The sequence below is a fragment of the Rhodoflexus sp. genome, from assembly GCF_053489755.1.
In genome coordinates this window covers 18,486-36,618 of record NZ_JBRCHD010000010.1, presented here as the reverse complement: position 1 = coordinate 36,618, position 18,133 = coordinate 18,486, and the positions used below count along the sequence as shown (strand labels likewise).

Annotated in this window: 13 protein-coding genes and 1 tRNA gene; 6 read left to right on the top strand and 8 right to left on the bottom strand. The window is 45.5% G+C overall.

Going from position 1 to position 18,133, the window contains the following annotated elements; all coding sequences use genetic code 11:
- Positions 1-175: 175 nt before the first annotated feature.
- The gene (gene uvrA, locus ACWIP2_RS01960) at positions 176-2,986 is read right to left on the bottom strand and encodes an excinuclease ABC subunit UvrA (protein WP_448518212.1); all 2,811 of its coding nucleotides are present in this window, start codon (positions 2,984-2,986) and stop codon (positions 176-178) included.
- A gap of 61 nt (positions 2,987-3,047) precedes the next feature.
- Positions 3,048-3,350: a T9SS type A sorting domain-containing protein gene (locus ACWIP2_RS01955; protein ID WP_448518211.1), complete on the bottom strand. Its 303-nt coding sequence runs from the start codon at positions 3,348-3,350 to the stop codon at positions 3,048-3,050.
- A gap of 304 nt (positions 3,351-3,654) precedes the next feature.
- Here ACWIP2_RS01955 and ACWIP2_RS01950 point away from each other — a divergent pair, with 304 nt between their 5' ends.
- Together ACWIP2_RS01950 and ACWIP2_RS01945 are read left to right on the top strand one after the other, a co-directional pair.
- Entirely contained in the window at positions 3,655-5,157 is a 1,503-nt protein-coding gene (locus ACWIP2_RS01950; RefSeq protein WP_448518210.1) for a peptide MFS transporter, read from the top strand.
- A gap of 9 nt (positions 5,158-5,166) precedes the next feature.
- Positions 5,167-6,462 (top strand): C40 family peptidase, encoded by a 1,296-nt coding sequence (locus ACWIP2_RS01945; protein WP_448518209.1) that lies wholly within the window; start codon positions 5,167-5,169, stop codon positions 6,460-6,462.
- A 7-nt stretch (positions 6,463-6,469) separates the two neighbouring features.
- Here ACWIP2_RS01945 and ACWIP2_RS01940 read toward each other — a convergent pair whose 3' ends face one another.
- Both ACWIP2_RS01940 and ACWIP2_RS01935 read right to left on the bottom strand, forming a co-directional pair.
- A complete protein-coding gene (locus tag ACWIP2_RS01940; protein ID WP_448518208.1) occupies positions 6,470-7,957 on the bottom strand; it encodes a tetratricopeptide repeat protein in 1,488 nt (495 codons plus the stop codon).
- A gap of 51 nt (positions 7,958-8,008) precedes the next feature.
- Positions 8,009-8,671 carry a ParA family protein gene (locus tag ACWIP2_RS01935; RefSeq protein ID WP_448518207.1) on the bottom strand — a complete coding sequence of 221 codons (663 nt, stop codon included), beginning with the start codon at positions 8,669-8,671 and terminating at the stop codon, positions 8,009-8,011.
- A gap of 96 nt (positions 8,672-8,767) precedes the next feature.
- Here ACWIP2_RS01935 and ACWIP2_RS01930 point away from each other — a divergent pair, with 96 nt between their 5' ends.
- A complete protein-coding gene (locus ACWIP2_RS01930; RefSeq protein ID WP_448518206.1) occupies positions 8,768-10,162 on the top strand; it encodes a transglutaminase domain-containing protein in 1,395 nt (464 codons plus the stop codon).
- A 60-nt stretch (positions 10,163-10,222) separates the two neighbouring features.
- Here the strand turns inward: ACWIP2_RS01930 and ACWIP2_RS01925 are convergent.
- A tRNA-Leu gene (locus ACWIP2_RS01925) sits at positions 10,223-10,305 on the bottom strand.
- Between the two features lie 243 nt (positions 10,306-10,548).
- Between ACWIP2_RS01925 and ACWIP2_RS01920 the strand changes: the two genes are divergently transcribed.
- Genes ACWIP2_RS01920 through ACWIP2_RS01910 form a run of 3 tightly spaced genes read left to right on the top strand, consistent with a single transcriptional unit; the run spans position 10,549 to position 13,408 of the window.
- Positions 10,549-11,481, top strand: a complete 933-nt coding sequence (locus ACWIP2_RS01920; RefSeq protein WP_448518205.1) for a phosphoglycerate dehydrogenase — start codon at positions 10,549-10,551, stop codon at positions 11,479-11,481.
- A gap of 7 nt (positions 11,482-11,488) precedes the next feature.
- Positions 11,489-12,310 carry an FkbM family methyltransferase gene (locus ACWIP2_RS01915; protein ID WP_448518204.1) on the top strand — a complete coding sequence of 274 codons (822 nt, stop codon included), beginning with the start codon at positions 11,489-11,491 and terminating at the stop codon, positions 12,308-12,310.
- A gap of 27 nt (positions 12,311-12,337) precedes the next feature.
- Positions 12,338-13,408 (top strand): M20/M25/M40 family metallo-hydrolase, encoded by a 1,071-nt coding sequence (locus tag ACWIP2_RS01910; protein ID WP_448518203.1) that lies wholly within the window; start codon positions 12,338-12,340, stop codon positions 13,406-13,408.
- A gap of 148 nt (positions 13,409-13,556) precedes the next feature.
- Here ACWIP2_RS01910 and ACWIP2_RS01905 read toward each other — a convergent pair whose 3' ends face one another.
- The 3 genes from ACWIP2_RS01905 to ACWIP2_RS01895 all read right to left on the bottom strand — a co-directional run bounded on the left by ACWIP2_RS01905 (position 13,557) and on the right by ACWIP2_RS01895 (position 18,115).
- On the bottom strand, positions 13,557-13,988 hold the full coding sequence (locus ACWIP2_RS01905; RefSeq protein ID WP_448518202.1) for a hypothetical protein: 432 nt from the start codon (positions 13,986-13,988) through the stop codon (positions 13,557-13,559).
- 23 nt (positions 13,989-14,011) lie between these two features.
- Positions 14,012-14,917, bottom strand: coding sequence for a hypothetical protein (locus ACWIP2_RS01900; RefSeq protein ID WP_448518201.1), 906 nt, complete (start codon positions 14,915-14,917; stop codon positions 14,012-14,014).
- A gap of 93 nt (positions 14,918-15,010) precedes the next feature.
- On the bottom strand, positions 15,011-18,115 hold the full coding sequence (locus ACWIP2_RS01895; RefSeq protein WP_448518200.1) for an ATP-binding cassette domain-containing protein: 3,105 nt from the start codon (positions 18,113-18,115) through the stop codon (positions 15,011-15,013).
- Between the last annotated feature and the right edge of the window lie 18 nt (positions 18,116-18,133).

Sequence of the window (18,133 nt, the reverse complement as noted above, 5' to 3'; positions counted from 1 at the left end):
ACGCATAGCAAAATAGATATAGATGTAAATGCTTGACCATAGGTATTGCTGTTTCAAGGCGATACATTACTCAAGTAATGTTTATACAATTTTAACACATTTATCGCAAAAAAGCAAATGTAATTTTAAGCAAAAATTAAATTTTGCCATGAAAAAGTAGCATATAATTGATTATTTAGAGCTTTTGTGCTAAAAATGCCGCAGTGTAACCTTTAGAACTTTTGACCATTTCTTCGGGTGTACCTGAAAAAACAAGGTCGCCACCTTGCAGACCACCTTCTGGGCCAAGATCTATAATCCAGTCTGCTGATTTGATCACTTCCATGTTATGCTCGATAATGAGTACTGTGTTGCCCGACTCTACCAGAGCATTAATCGCGTGGAGGAGTTTATGAATATCGTGAAAGTGCAAACCTGTTGTAGGTTCGTCGAAGATAAAAAATATATGCTCGTTGGTCGCTCGCCCCTTGCCAAGAAAAGATGCAAGTTTGACGCGCTGTGCCTCGCCCCCACTCAAAGTACTGGAAGACTGCCCCAGCCGCACGTAGCCCAGCCCTACATCGTTCAGCGGGCGCAGTTTTTCAGCTATCTTAGGCTGCAAACGGAAAAATTCGAGCGCTTCGACAACTGTCATATTTAACACATCGAATATGTTTTTACCTTGGTACTCAACGTCTAAAACCTCTTGCTTGAATCGTTTGCCGTGACAAGCTTCGCACGTCAGGTAGATATCTGCCATGAACTGCATTTCTATTCTGACGACACCCTCACCCTCGCAGGCTTCGCAGCGTCCGCCATCTACGTTAAAAGAAAAGGTTGCCGGCTTGTAGCCGCGCTGTTTGGCAATAGGCTGCTCGCTGTACAGCTGCCGGATACCGTCGTAAGCCTTTATATAAGTAACAGGATTAGATCGGCTCGACTTACCGATCGGGTTCTGATCAACAAACTCGACTTGCGTAATCAGATCGAGATCGCCCGAAAGCCCGTCCATTTTACCTGTTTCTTCGCCCGAATTGCTACCCATGTACTTCATAAGTGCCGGATGTAAAATCTTGCGGATCAGCGTAGACTTGCCTGAACCACTTACACCTGTTACAACCGTCAGTGTATTCAGCGGAAACCGCACCGTGATATTTTTCAGGTTATGCTCCCGCGCTCCTGTCACCTGTATAAAGTGCCTCCAAGGGCGGCGCCTCGCAGGTGTAACTATCTGCTCTAATCCCAGCAGATAGCGGGCCGTGAGGCTGTGTGTAGCTGTTTTCAAGTCCTCGTGATTGCCTTGAAACACTAGCTCCCCCCCCTCGATACCTGCACCGGGGCCAATATCTACAATCTGGTCTGCCTGACGGATAACCTCCTCTTCGTGTTCAACAACGATAACAGTATTGCCCACGTCGCGCAGCATTTTTATTACTTCCACTAAATTTTGCGTATCGCGAGGGTGCAGCCCGATGCTTGGTTCGTCCAGAATATACATACTGCCCACCAATGAACTGCCCAGCGAAGTGGCCAACTTGATGCGCTGAAATTCACCGCCCGAAAGCGTAGAAGTCAGTCGGTTGAGTGTCAGATAGCCCAGCCCTACTTTAACTAAGTACTCTAACCTATTTTGTATCTCTATCAGGATGCGACGTGCAACCTGCATATCGTGCGGATCTAGCACAATATCGCGGAAAAACGCATCTACCTCTCCAATGGGCATCAGCACGAGGTCGGCTATCGAAACTCCATTGATCTTCACATATTGCGCATCTTTGCGCAGGCGCGTACCACGGCAGTCGGGACAAATGGTGCGTCCGCGATAGCGCGAAAGCATCACACGGTACTTGATCTGGTGCGATTGCGACTCCAGATAAGCAAAGAAATCGTTCAGTCCTGAAAAATATTTATTGCCCGTCCAGAGGAGCTCTTGCTCGGCAGCAGTCAGCTCGTTGTAAGGGCGGTGAATCGGAAAGTCGAAGCGGATGCCGTTTTTGAGCAGCGGCTCTAACCACTCGCTCATGCGCTCGGTGCGCCAAGGGGCAATTGCGCCTTCAAAAACCGATAAGCGCTTGTTGGGAATGACTAAATCCGGATCTATACCAATGACAGTTCCGAAACCCTCGCAAGTTTTGCAGGCCCCATAAGGATTGTTGAAACTGAACAGATTGACACTCGGCTCTTCGAATAATATGCCGTCTGCCTCAAACTTATCGGAAAAGGTGCGCCATGTACCGTCAGAAGTGATTACTTTGCAAATGCCATCGCCTTCAAAAAAGGCAGTCTGGATAGAATCTGCAATACGGTACTGGTTATCAGGATCGTCCTTGCGAACAGCATTCCGATCAATCAGGATGTGCCATTGTTGCTGCTCATCCTTTTCGGTAATGGTATTCACCCATTCTTCTATGAATACGACCTCATTAGTTGCAGAGTAGAGGCGCGTAAAGCCTTTTTGCAATAATATTTTACATTCTTCTGCCAGCGTTCTGCCTTCTTTGCGCAGCAGCGGACAAACAATCGTGAACCGCTCGCCGTCGGGCATAGACAGAATGCTATCTACAATATCGGTAACGGTATCTTTGCGCACCAAACTGCCTGAAACAGGCGAGTAGGTTTTCCCGATGCGGGCAAAAAGCAACTTGAGATAGTCGTAAATTTCGGTAGTTGTGCCGACTGTACTGCGCGGATTGCGGGTGTTGACCTTTTGTTCAACCGCGATTGCGGGGGAAACGCCTTTGATATATTCCACTTCGGGTTTTTCCATCCGCCCCAGAAACTGACGGGCATAGGAACTCAGACTCTCTACGTACATGCGCTGCCCTTCGGCAAAGAGTGTGTCGAAGGCAAGTGAAGATTTACCCGAACCCGAAAGCCCCGTAATAACGACTAACTTGTTGCGGGGAATAGCAACACTCAAGTTGCGTAGGTTATTCACCTTCGCACCTTTAATGATAATAAATTCGCGTGGGTCTAATTCTTCCAGAGGAATATTGTTGGCTGACATAGCGGCAGAAAATAAGATCCGCAAGTTAGCCTACTTCGGGCAGATTGAAAAGGTTAGCTTTTCAGCGCTTTACGATCAACTTTTTGGTAGCTATACTTTTATCATTGACCCAAAGTGTGTAAAAGTAAACTCCCGGAATAAACCTATCTACGGGAATTGTCAGCTGGAGCTCCTGAGGCGACAAGGTGTATTCTCCTACCACGCTTCCCAACACGTTGCGAATCACCACTTTCACATTGGTTTGTGAGTCATAGAAAACATAATTGAACGAAGCTACATCAGAAGCCGGATTTGGAAAAATATTGGAAACTTTAACTTGGTTGCTCACATAAAGCCAGTTATCATCCGACTTCTCGGATAGCATAGGTTTGGTAGTTAATAGATAAACTGATAGATTTAGGCGCGCAAATGAATAATGATTAAATATAGGCAGTTTGTCCAGGGCAAAAACACATCTGCCTGAAAAAAGGAAGAGACAAAATAAAAACAAAAATACGTGTAATGTTCTATTCATATGCGTCGCAAAGGAGTCTAAAAATTAAACTTACATCAAATATACGTCAAAAAAGAGCAAACAGTTACCGCCTGACGCTATTGATTTTGAACTTTTACATCTATTTAACAAACAAAACGGAAAAATATTGTAACCCGAAACTTTTTTATTGGAAATGAATCAACAAAACCCTTCTCAAAGGCATCCTAATGCGCTTTATCTGCTGTTTGCAAGCGAAATGTGGGAGCGCTTCAGCTACTACGGTATGCGTGCCGTGCTGGTGCTTTACCTGACCAAAGCACTGGCTTTTGACAAAGTAATAGCCTCCAATCTTTACGGTGGCTATGTCGGGCTAGTTTATCTGACCCCGCTCATTGGTGGCTTTGTAGCCGACCGCTACTGGGGCAATCGCCGTTCTATCCTTGTCGGCGGTATTCTGATGGCATTGGGGCAGTTTTCACTCTTCACCTCTGCCATGTTTAGAGATGTAGAAGGTTTTGGTGTCATCTCTCTCTTCATAGGTCTTGGGCTGATGATTGTTGGCAATGGCTTTTTCAAACCCAATATCTCCTCGATGGTAGGCTCGCTGTATGCGCCCAATGATTCCCGACGCGATTCAGCTTATACGATTTTCTATCTGGGTATCAACATCGGTGCTTTCCTCGGCAACCTGATTACCAGTACGGTAGGCGATACGGGCAATCCCGACGACTTTAAGTGGGCATTTCTTGCTGTGGGTATTGCTATGACGCTCGGCACTGTTATTTTCCAGTGGGGTAAAGATAGATACCTGTACGCATGGAACGGCACACCTGTAGGGATGACTCCTGAAGACTCGCCGGGTGTAAAACAGGTTTATATCTGGCTGCCGGTCTTATTGCTGGCATGCCTTGGCGTACTTTATATTGATGCTTTTGTTTACAATATCGTGTTCCCGATTCTAATTGTCTCGGCGCTCGTTATTGCCTACGTCGTATTCGCCGATAAGTCGCTCACAAGTGTAGATAGGGAAAAGGTCGCTGTGATCTTTATTGTGTCGTTTTTTGTGATTTTCTTCTGGGCAACTTTTGAGCAAGCGCCTGCCTCGCTGACTTTCTTTGCCGACGAGCAAACCGATCGCGAGGCCTTTGGCTTGACTATTCCGCCAAGTTTGTTCCAAAACCTCAACTCGCTTTATATCATGATTTTCTCCCTGCCAATGGCTGTCTTCTGGGGCTTCTTAAACCGCCACAAACTAGAGCCGAGTTCACCTGTGAAGATGGCTTGGGGACTTGTACTGGTAGCACTGGGCTACGTCGTGATTCTTTTTGCTGTAAAAGATCTCACCCCTGAAGTCAAGGTAAGCATGTTCTACCTCATTGGCTTGTACTTGCTGCACACATTGGGCGAACTTTGCCTCTCCCCGATCGGGCTTTCATTGGTAAATAAACTATCGCCGCCCAAGTTCATTTCGCTGCTGATGGCAGTTTGGTTCCTTGCCCCTGCGATTGCTAACAAAGCAGCCGGTATGATCTCAGCACTCTATCCCGAAGAAGGCAGGAGTACCTTCTTCCTCGGCATCGAGATTACGAACCTATACGAGTTTTTCATCATCAACGTAGCCCTTTCGGGCGCAGCAGCAGTCTTGCTGTTCATCATTGCGAAGCGTTTAGACAAAATGATGCACGGTATCAAATAAGTTCTTAACATGAATCAATATTGGTTTTTAATGTACTCGGCAGTGGTGCAAAGCCCTGCCGAACGTTTTTTAAGGGCTGCTTTTGCAGGCGTTTTGATATTTTTTCAGGTGAGTTGCTCACAGACACAGCAACCCGATCGGGTAGATACACCGCCACCAGCTACACCTGTACAGGCGATCGCAGCGCCTGTACCGCATTCGGAAGTGAAAGCGGCAATAGATGCCTTACAAAAACGATTTGCGCCCGACAAACGCACAGAACTGTTTCTGACAGAGATGCAAGAGGCGGGCGATTCACTGCTGATTACTGTTGAGGTCGGGCAAACGGCTGCTAAAAAGGCTTTGGACAGCCTCAATGCTACACTGACGGCTCCTGTTCGCATACAAACGCTGCTATTACCCGATGCCTCGGTTGGCAACAAGGGCAATGCAGTTGTCAATATTTCGGTTTGCAACATCCGCAGCCGCCCTGAACACGCGGCAGAATTGGCGACACAGGCGCTACTGGGTGTGCCGCTCAAGATCTGGAAAAAGAAAGGCAGTTGGTATCTTGTCCAAACCCCCGACCGTTATCTGGGATGGGTAGATGGCGGCGGCATCGAACGCATGACTGACAAAGAAGCAGACCGTTGGCAGGCACAGACCAAAGCTATTTTCACTCCGATTTTCGGCATGGCCTACGAAAAACCAGACCCGACAGCCGCCACTATTACCGACCTGACAGCAGGAAACATAGTAGCCACACTCGAGCAAAATGCAGGATTTACAAAAATTGGATTGCCCGATGGCAGGCAGGGATATGTACCTGATAATCAATTACAAAATTGGGCTGATTGGTTGGCAACTACCAAACCTTCCGAAGCTGCCTTAGTCAGTACGGCGCGACGCATGATGGGCATTCCCTACCTCTGGGGCGGCACTTCTGCCAAAGGAATGGATTGCAGCGGCTTTACCAAGACTATCTACTGGCTCAACGGGCTGATTATTCCCCGCGATGCTTCGCAACAAGTCTGGGCGGGTGATGAAATAGACAGCAAACGGGACTTTAGCAAACTACGCCCCGGCGACTTGCTATTTTTCGGCAGACCTGCCACCGACAGCACGGAAGAGAAAGTCATCCACGTCGGCATGTGGATCGGCAATGGCGAATTTATCCACGCCTCAGGCATGATCCGCATTGGCAGCATGAACCCTAAGGCAGCCAACTTTGATAAATACGAATACGACCGCTATTTGCGTACAAAAAGATTGATAAATGCGCAAAATGAAAAGTATTTGATTGCTCCTGCCGCTGTGATCAAATAAACACAACTTATTTCCGCGCTTCTGCCAGTGTTGCTATAAACTCTTGGTTGTCAGGTCGTAAGCGAACCGCATTTTCCAATGCTTGTGCGGCTTCCTGCTTTTTGCCCTCCTTGAGCAATATCAGCCCGAGTGTATGGTAAGCAGAGGCATTTTCAGCATCTAATGCCAACGATTTGCGCACATCTTCCTGCGCTTGGGGCAATTGGCCAAGATGATAGCGAGCAATCGCACGGTTGTTATACGCATAGGCAAAATTTGGTTCTAAGCTAATCGCCTTGTCGAAATCTTTTACAGCATCTATGTATTTTTTCTGTTGGCTGTATAAAAAGCCCCGATTGTTAAAAAAATCAGCTTGTGTTTCGTCTAAGGCAATGGCTTTGTTATAATCTTCGAGAGCTTCTTCAAATTTGCCAAGCGCCCGCAAGGTTCGCCCGCGCAGGTCGTAGGCATATGCATTGGAGGTATTTACTTCCAGTACCTTATTCAAGTCGGCAAGGGCTTCGTTGAGTTTACCTGTATTGCGATAGAGCAAAGCGCGATCCAGCATTGCCTGATAATTGTTGGGCTGCTGGGTCAGCGCAGTCGTGTAGTCGGCTATAGCAGCCTCAAAGTTCCGATCTGCCTTGTGCGCCTTTGCTCGTGCGATGATGATATTAGTTGCCTTAGGCTGCAAACTGATTACCTTATTGTAGTCTTTGATTGCATCCTTGTACTGTTCTAAACTGACCAAAATAGCAGCACGTGCTTGCAGTGCAGTCGGATCGTTGGGAGCTAATTTGAGGTAGGAATTATAATCCAAAAGCGCATCGGAAGGGCCTTTGGTATTGAATTTAAGTTCGGCGCGGTAGATATAGGCCATCTTTTCGTTCGGATCGAGTGCGATTGCCTTGTCAAAATCCTGCATGGCAGCATCATAATCGCTTTGTGAACTGAAAATAACCCCTCTGCGTACATAAGCAGGCGCAAAACGTGGCGAAATACTAATCAGCCGGGTATAGTTTTGTTTAGCTGCCTCAAAATCTTTAGCTGCTTCTAAGCAGATGCCGCGATTGATATAGGCGCGCTGTAGCGCCTCAGTATCGCGCTGCGAGGCAGCAATGGAAATAAACGAGTTGTAATGCTTCACTGCCTCTTTATAGCGCTTCAGCCCCATATTGGCATTGCCTGCATTAAAATGGTAGGTAGGAGTATAATCCGTCTCTATTTTGCGCTTGCTGCGTTCCTCTTCAAAAGAGGCAAGTGCCTTGTTGTAATCCGCCAGTGCCTCTTCAAACTTGCCCAGCCGCTCGTAAGCCATGCCGCGACTGTTGTAAACTACAAAAGTCTCTTTTAATTTCAATGACTGCGTATAGTTGGCAATAGCAGCCTCGTATTTGCCCCCACGCATCATGCGTTCGCCCTCGTCAAAAAAGAACTTAGTTTTGGGTTGGGCAATAGCTACAAGGCTCATCAGCAAAAAGCCTGTGAACAGTATGAGAACAGCATTTTTCTTCATCGGGGTAAACAGGTTAAAATCCGATAGGCTTACTGAAAATATTGTTCCAAATCAGATAAAACATTTGAGACGAAACTCGTCTAAATAGCGATTGAACTCGTCGCCCGCGTCAGCAGGATTAGCAATATCTTTGAAAGTAGATACGCCGCGTTTGTAGCGCACCAGATTTGAAAGCGTAGAATAAAAAATTTCCAGACCACCAATGCCTGCCAGCTTGGAAAGATGTTTGTACTCTATGCTCTGATCTTGCTTATTGATCACCCCAAATACCTCGAGCGGTTTCAACGGGCGCTCTCGTTTGAGTTCGGGCAGTTGCTCCAAAAATGCAGTAGTTGCATTAATATCCAACTGACTGGCAACCACCGGAACAATCAGGATATCGGAAGCCATAATACTGTAATAGATAGTCGGATCGGAAATCCTGCCCGGAGGTAAGTCCATAAAAATCAGGTCATATTTGCGCTTGGCAAGCGTGAGTACCTTGTCAAAATAATCTTGCGGATTGGGCTGCGCCCAGTTGATGGCAAAAACATCGAAGGATTTAGGATTGTTTTCCTGAAGAAAAATCTGCTTCACGGACAGTTGCGGATCCGAATCAATAACGAGCAACTTTTTGTCTGTGCGATTATGAATGGCGGCAGCAGTCAGCATCAATAAAGTAGTTTTGCCCGAACCGCCCTTCAGGGTTACAAATGAGATAACTTTAGTACTCATGCAGTCTTTTTCTTTAGTTTGCAAGGTTACTAAAAAGATTTGATCTTGTACATAAGCACATCAGTTTAGCACGATTTCGGCAATGTATTTCACCGTATGGCAACACAAAAACGCAGGTGGTTTTTTATCTGGATCTGTTTCCTGAGCATCAGTGCGGGCTTTAGCCAAACAGTAACTCCACAGGAATGGGGCAGGCAGTTGCAACGTGAGCTGCCCAATGAACAAGAACGGGCGTATGCTATCTATCACTGGCTTACGCGAAACATCAGCTATGACTGGGATGCCTATTATGCACCGCGCAACCCCGACCAGAGCCCTGAAGCAGTGCTGCAACGCAGAAAAGCCGTCTGTGAAGGTTTTGCAGCGCTGTATCAGTTATTGGCCAGAGCAGCAGGACTGGAATGCTTTCAAGTGCGTGGCATCGTCAAAGGGGTACATTTTGAAATAGGCGACGAGATTGATCGTCCTAACCACGTTTGGAATGCAGTACGCATCAACGGCAAGTGGGAGCTGGTAGATGCAACATGGGGCGCAGGCGACGGCAAACAGCAAATGCCTAATGATACGTATTTTATGCTGTCGCCCGAAGAGTTTATCTTTACGCACTTCCCCGAAGAAGAACGCTGGCAACTCTTAGATCAACCGATTAGCCTTCATGCCTTTGAGCGCAAACCGATCGTTTACCCAATCTTCAGCGAATTGCAGCCGCAGTTGCTACACAATGCTGATGAACTAATCATAGAAACAAAGCGCGACAGTTTTCACATTCACCTACGGACACTTCCCACCGCAGTACTCATGGCAATAGTAGCCGATGCAAAAGGCAACCAGCGCGAAATCAGCGAAAACTACCGCGATAGGATCGGCAATATCCGCATCCCGATCGGTAATTTGCGCAAGGGCGAGTCTTACAGGCTCGATATTTTTGCCGCAGCAAGCGATACTGCCAACGAATTGCGACAGATGCTCACCTATTTCATCAACTATGGCGGCAATGCCCGATACACAACCCAAGCCAATAGCCGCGTGCGCATGGATAGCACAACAGCCATGCCGACAGGTTTTGTACAGGACTACGTCGAATTGCAAAGAAAAAAAGACTATCAAGGGGCTTTGGCACTACTGTACGACTATGCCACACGCTACAATACTAATGTTTGGTTACACACAGCCATCGGAGAGAACCTCGAGCAAACAGGGAAAGCAGAAGCTGCGGAAGCGAGCTACCTAAAGGCGCTCGGCTTGCAAAAAGACTACTACCGCGCCAACTATAATCTCGGAGTGTTGTATTACAACCGCGCCGTCAGGCTGAACGAGTCGCTGCGGCAGATGAAACCCGATGAAAGACAGGCAAAAAGCGATGCGATCAATGAGCAAGTCCGCGATTGGTTTGCCAAAGCAAGACCCTACTTACAAACAGCCCTGCAAAAGCGCCCCGACAACCAGCAGATCCAACAAGCGCTCCAACAGATCCAGCGAGTGCTCAAGTAAGATTTTGAACATCAAAAAACCCTCTCAGAAGTGCTTCTAAGAGGGTTTTTAGCGAAAAAGTGCCCAGAAGAGGATTCGAACCTCCATGCCATTACAGCGCCGCCACCTGAAGACGGTGCGTCTACCAATTTCGCCATCTGGGCTTTTTGTGGACACAAAGATGTTGTCCTTTGTTTGTATTTGCAATACCTTGCTTTAAAAAATTAGCCGACTTTTTCACTCACAGATGACCTTTACATGCTTTTGCAATTGACTACTATGAAACAGTTCATAAAAATGCCTGCTACAAATCGGGTTAAGTTTATTAACGGCTGCTGTTATGTAATTTTCGTCTCTGCATAAAATCAGATACTTTTGTCCGACCGAATCAGATTTCCTGCCTTTCTATGAAAGTACTGCTTAGCTGTCCGCCCATGATTGGGCAAATCCATGAATTTAGACACCTGTTTGAAGCCGAAGGTATCGAGCTGGTAATTCCCGATTTTGTCCAGACACTGACAGAACAGCAACTCATCGAGCTACTTCCACAGTTTGATGGCTGGATCATAGGCGATGACCCTGCCAACGAACGCGTACTGACCGCAGGCAAGGTAGGCAAGCTCAAAGCCTGCGTAAAATGGGGTATTGGCATAGACAATGTGGACTTCAAAGCCTGTGAAAAACTTGGCATTCCGGTTTCAAACACGCCTTATATGTTTGGAAATGAGGTAGCTGATCTGGCTGTTTCTTACGTGTTAGCGCTGGCTCGCCATACCTTCCTTATCCACAAGGGCGTTGTTGAAGGACGCTGGCCCAAGCCTCCCGGGATGAGCCTGCAAGGCAAAACCGTAGCTATCCTCGGCTATGGAGATATTGGCATGCATGTTGCCAAGCGCTTAACTGCCTTCGATATGCACCTGATCGCTTACGATCCTTACACCCGCTTTCGCGATAAAATTAAAGGTGTTGAGTTTCAGGCATTCCCTAACGGACTTTCCTATGCCGATTTCCTAATTATCACCTGTGCGCTTACGCCCGAAACCCGGCACTTAGTCAATGCCGGCACGATTGGCACTGCCAAAGACGGGATGCGAATCGTTAACGTATCGCGCGGGCCTGTGATAGAAGAAAAAGCATTGATTGACGCACTCAAAACGGGGAAGATAGCTGCTGCTGCCTTAGATGTTTTTGAGGAAGAACCCTTACCACTGGATTCGCCGCTGCGCAATTTTGAACAGTGCATCTTCGGTACGCACAATGGTTCTAATACTGTCGAAGCCGTCCATCGAGCAAGTATGCGTGCCATAGAAATTCTTTTCAAATTCTTAGGTATTGGGTAAAGTTATTATGATTAAACCGCTCATCTACAAGCTCTTAGGGCGACGCAACACCAAAAAGTTGTTCTACAAGTTGCGTCCTGCGAGGCAACCACATTTCTCAGAGGCAGAGATCATTGCTGACTTTTTCTTCGATTTTTTAAAGCCGACTCAACAGTGTGTGATGATAGATGTAGGTGTGCATTACGGAGAGTCGTGTGCAGAATATGCCGCTGCAGGCTGGCAGGTAATCGGCTTTGAACCTGATCCAAAAAACCGTGCTAAAATCCCCCCCATCAAGGGCTTGAAATTGTTTGATATGGCTGTCAGTAATCAGGACGACCAAGTGGTCAGTTTCTATACCAGCCGCGTATCGTCCGGCATCTCCTCTCTTTCTGCCTTTCATTCTTCTCATCTACCTGCCACACAGGTAAAAACTATTACGCTGCGTACCATCATACAAAAAGAGCAACTCAACCGTGTAGATTTTCTTAAAATTGACATCGAAGGACACGACCTCTTCGCACTCAAAGGATTTCCATTTGAAAGCATGACCCCTTCGGTAATTTTATGTGAATTTGAAGACTACAAAACCGTTTCCAATGGCTATACCTATACTACACTTGGCGACTTCCTACTGGACAAAGGCTATCTGGTTTATCTGTCAGAATGGCAACCAATTGTACAATACGGCACGCAACATCAATGGGACAGCATACGCCCCTACCCTACTCGACTCAACAATGCACAAGGATGGGGAAATTTTATCGCTGTCCTTCCCGCATTCAAAAGCCAATTTGAACAAGCGATGAATCGCTACTTAAACTTTATCCAGCAACACCAAACCCCCTGATTTCCCACCGTAAAATCATCATATATCATGGACAACACCAGCAAAGAGTTTCTTTACCGTTATCTGAACAACGCCTCGCCAACAGGATTTGAAACGCCCGGACAGCAAATCTGGTTAGACTATCTGAAGCCCTATACCCACAGCTATTTTACAGATACTTACGGAACGGCAGTAGCTGTCATCAATCCCGACCAGCCCTACAAGGTCGTAATTGAGGCACATGCCGACGAAATTGCATGGTTTGTAAACTACATTTCACCTGAGGGCTATATCTACATCATTCGCAACGGTGGATCGGATTATGTCATCGCACCTTCTATGCGCGTAAATATCCACACGGAAAAAGGCATAGTCAAAGGAGTTTTTGGTTGGCCTGCTATCCACGTTCGCGACGAAAAAGACGATCCAAAACCTTCACAGAAAACAGTTGTAATAGACTGCGGCTGCGAGTCGCGAGAAGAGGTGGAAGCGCTTGGCATTCATGTAGGCTGCGTTGTAACCTACGAAGACGGCTTGACCGAACTTAACAACAAGTATTTGGTCGGCAGAGCATTAGATAACCGGATAGGCGGCTTTATGATTGCTGAAACTGCGCGCCGTCTATATGAGAACGGTATCCAATTACCTTATACACTTTACATTGTCAACTCTGTACAGGAAGAAATCGGATTGCGCGGCGCTGAAATGATCGCACGCCGATTACAAGCAGACGTAGCCATATGCACCGACGTTTGCCATGATACAAAGTCGCCTTTGTATGACAAGATCAAAAGCGGTGAACAGGCTTGCGGAAAAGGCCCTGTGCTTACCTACGGGCCTGCAGTACAAAACAACCTGCTAAAAAATCTGATTGAGATTGCACAAAAGGAGAACATTCCATTCCAGCGGGCGGCGGTTTCGCGCAGCACGGGAACTGATACGGATGCCTTTGCCTACTCGACTGTAGGAACAGCTTCTGCACTCATCTCATTACCGCTCAAATACATGCATACTACTGTTGAGATGGCGCACAAAGATGACATAGAGAACATTATCCAACTAATGTATCATTTTCTAATCAATCTCCCTGCTGCCACCGATTTCCGCTATATCAAATAGCCAAATACAAAGAGGCTGTTCAAAAAGTAACACAAACTTTGGTCTGTAATTTGTTAATCAGTTGATAATCAAATAGATACAGACTGAAGTCTGTGCTACATTCATCCTTTTCGGACAGCCTCTTTTCTTTTAGTATTAAAATCAATTTTTATCGCTTAAAGCCGAGTACGGCAGCGCCGCAATAGCTTTCAGAGTCCTTAAATGTGAAGAGTATGTAATAAATCCCCGTTGAGCGACAGCGATACGTCCAGCCGGGGTAAGATTTTCCGTTGAGGTTATTGGTTGTCAATTCCTGACGCTGGTTGTCGAGCAGTGTAGCTATAATACCGTTAGCACCGCCGTCTTTACCCTCAATTCTAAGCATATAATTAGTGTCTTTACTAAAGACACAAGTGTACTCAATATTCTTACGAACGCCATTTTTTCCATCCACTCTGTAGCTTTTGACAAAGGTGTAACCCTGTTGCAATGCTTTCAGTGCTTTTTGGCTATACCCTTCAGCGTCGCATTGAGCAAAAGCACCCACCGAGAGGAAAAGTAGAGGCAGTAGTGAAGCTATCTTAGTTAGTATATTTCGCATATTAACAAAGGAAATTAAAAGAATTAAGGCTTGATAATTTTGTTGCGGATAGACCTAATCATACTGGTAATAGCCTGAACGTCAGCATCTTGAATGATGATTGTGCTAACTGTGTTATCTTCAGTAATGATTTCGCCGTTTACCACTTTTTGGGTTGGCTTGCCAACGACAGTCTTAATCTGGACTTTACTGTAAATCTTGTTAAGCTCTTTGAGATCCGCAATAAGCGTTGGGAAATTAGGCTTAGTTTTGTAAACATCCAGAATGGTCAAAATCTGCTCAAGTGCAATTTTTTGTTCACCAATGCGATCTTTCAACTCTTTGTTGTTGGTTTTCTGATGTACCAGCGTTGTTAGGTAAAGTGCTTCTATCCATCCTCCGGTCAAAATGAGAATCGTGAGATTTTCGCGTTTCTGATCGTTGAGATGGTTATGAATCTTCTCTAAGTTTTGCTGCGTAAGTTGTAAAAGCTCCTCCACATTACCACTGCTGGAGGCCAGCTCCTTGATTGTTTTATAGTCAAAATACTGCCCGATACCGAGATTATCTGCCAATTTCTTGACTGCATTGAGGTAATTGAGAACATCTTGGTTTTTGTCGTAGAGGTTTGCAAAGCCCAAATCTGTACTGTACACACCCAAGTTCAGCGCCTGACTGTAATTTGTGTTGTAGTTAGTAACCAGATTGTAGTCGTTCAGATTAGAGACGTTGTAGGGCGCTCCTATCCCCTTAATCAAAAATGAGGTTTCTATCGGCGAGGGGATGGCTTGCATGATGTTGGCCACAAGGTCATCCGATACTTGTGGTAATGCCTCGCTATCTGCTGATACTTTGCCACTTATGTTGTTGCCCTGCTGACCACTTTCGGGTGTATTGGCACTACAAGCAAGAATAAGTACCAGTGAGAATGACAAATATAATCTTTTCATAATAAAAACGAGTCTTGTAGTTATAGTAGCATTCACGGTTATCTTAGTTTTAACTGATCAAAAAAAAAGCCAAAAATAAGTGCGTACTTAAATTCACTTGGGAAGAGACGAGAGTTTACCAAATAGTTTAATCAATTTTCGCAACCACTCAAAGTAGAGTGTAATATACAAAAGCAAGGTCATTAGCCAAATAGCTATCAAGTTAAAATAGTAAGTGTCAATAAACTTACCACCCAGATTTTTAACAGGAGCGAAAAAGTGTGCGCGATAATCCCACCATCCGGCTGGAGTAGGAACTGCAAAAACAGGATCTGTGTTTTGAATGATGCTATTTCCCTCAATAAAGGTTTTGTCGAGTACGTTGTCGTTCTTGACAAACTCTGCGAGTTTATCATTGTGGTAAAGATCTTTCAACTTATTGATCGTCAGTCCACTGCCTTTACTTGCAGCCTGCTCCTCAAGCACCGCGATAATAGAATCGCGCTTATCTGCCATTTGTGCCTGTATCTGACCGTATGTAACATTCAACTGCCGAATGTAAGGTCTTACTTGTTCAATGGTTTCCTCGCTAAACAGAGAAACATCTTCAATCAGTGCTATCGCTTCCTCTTTTCCCAGCACAGGGGATTGATCTTTCCGCAACTCATTGGCTACGATCATTAGTTTTTTGCGCTTTTGTTCTTGCTCAGAGGGGATTTTACTTTCGCTCAGCTCACCGGCTTCTGTCAGTAGCTTCTCTATTTTGGGCAGCCAGAATGAAGTCTTATAGTTAGCTGCACTTTCGCGCTGATCTATCTCATAGAATATGCGCTCGTAGGGATTAGACTTGAATTGCTCTACGCAAATCGCCTCGTATGCCCATCGGGATGCCCATATATCTGTTATTAGCGGGGTTTTGCCCTTAGACGCAATTGCGTTGTTGAGTTTATCGAAACTGAAGATACCACCGCTCAGAATCATCTGCGGAATCAGCAATAAGGGAATCAACACATAAACCGTAACGGCGCTATCAAATGCCGAAGAAATATTCAACCCTAAAACATTGGCAAAGCACGAAACAGAAAATAACACTAACCAATAAGTCATGTACTGTTCGCTGATCCCCAAAATCAAATTGCCGATCACAACAAAGGACAGCGTTTGAATAGCAGATAAACTAAACAGTATGATCAACTTTGAAAACAAGTAGCTCGTACGGCTCAGATTGAGGAAAGACTCTCGCTTTAAAATTTTGCGATCGCTGATAATTTCTTCTGCACTAACAGTCAAACCCATGAAAAGAGCAATAATAATACATATGAGGATATAGGCAGGTATGTTATCGTTGTAGCGAAATACGTACTCACCCTTTCCAAGACTGTCTTTGTAGCGAATTACGAGCGACATTAGCAAGGCAAGTGCCGGTGCTTCTATAAGATTGACAGTCAGATACTGCTTATTGCTGATTTTTGCAATTGCATCTCTGGTCGTAAATATCGCGGTCTGTATCAACTTGGATGGAATCTGTAAACTTTTAGGTGGTTTTTCGCGAACTTCTTCTACCCGCTCCACTCTAAAGTTGTTGTGATACATCTCGCTCCACTCTTCAGGTGTAATCTTCCTTTTGTTTGTAAATTCACCGTATTCGTCTACTACACGCGCTTCGATAATATTAAAAATCTGCTCCGGATTAACATTACCGCAGGTCATGCACTGACCACGCTCACTACCAACCTGCCGCGTTGCCTTCTTGAAGTATGTAATAGCCTCTATCGGATTGCCATAGAAAACCGGATAGCCGCCTGTATCGAGAATGTACATCTTATCGAACATCTTGTAGATGTCGGAAGAAGGCTGGTGGATAACCGTAAAAACGAGTGTGCCTCGCAGGGAAAGTTCCTTGAGCAAGTCAATTACATTTTCTGAATCGCGCGAGGAAAGCCCCGAAGTAGGCTCATCTAAGAACAGGATGCCCGGCTCGCGAATGAGCTCCAATGCAATATTAAGTCGCTTTCGTTGGCCACCACTGATCTTCTTGTTGAGTGGATTGCCTACTTTCAAATGCATGATCCGATCCAGTCCGAGGCTCTCTAATACAGCAACCACTTTGGTGGTAATCTCATCGTTGTTTAAGTCCTTAAAGCATAGCTTTGCATTGTAGAAAAGGTTTTGGAATACTGTCAGCTCTTCAATGAGCAGATCGTCCTGCGATACGTATCCGATCACTCCCTCAACATTTTGTTTTTCTAGTGGATCGTGGATATTAAAGCCATTGATCGTTACTTTTCCTTTGTAGGGGGTCTCGAGCGCAGCCATTACGTTGAGCAGGGTTGTCTTACCTGCACCACTGGCACCCATAATGCCAATTAGCTTACCTGCACCTTCTGATATGTTAATGTCGCGCAAGCCAATTACATCATTGGGAAATTTAAACCAAACGCCGTCTACGTTGAATGAGATATTATTTTTGACCGTATCAGCTTTGTATTTACTGACCAGATCGCTGTAATATAACGGTGTACCCTTAGGAGTTTTGATAATGCTGCCATTGGAAAACAACACGATGCTGTTGCGTTTTACCAACTGTCCGTTCAGATAGATCTCATCGTGTCCGGTATATTTAATGAAATACAACTCTACACTTTTTACACGGATAAAAATGATTTCGCCGTCCAACTTTCCACTGTCTATAAAGCGCTTCTTGCTGCCTTTAGCAGGTGGCTCATCATCAAAAACAAGGATATCTTCCGAATCTAATGCTGAAGAATGCTCTTCTATGGCAAAAGACTCCATGAGTCTATACTCTTCCTTAGGAATGTTGAAAACAGAGGCAACTGTCTGAATAATTTCCATCCGCTGGGCTGTGAAACTGCGATTAGCCCCAACCATTTCCAGCAGTTTAAACAGCACAATGACTTTCTGTTTCTGGGTAAGTGTTTTATTGATTCGGCGACACAGGGAGAGTACGCGAACAGCTTCATTAACGCGGGTTACTCTTTTTTTGCGCTCAACTTTGGTGTCGCCGTCGTCTGAATCGTCTTCAATACCATACTCGGCATACTTATCGTACAGCGCCAAATATTCCGACATTGTTTCCGAGTCAAGATCCTGCTGATAGAAACTGATAATAAAATTTCGCTCAGCTTCGCTCACACCAGTATCTTGCTTGGAGATAATGGCAAAAAGTTGGGTTAGTGCTTTAAGTATTTCCTCACTCATGGTAAGTCAGACTTTCTT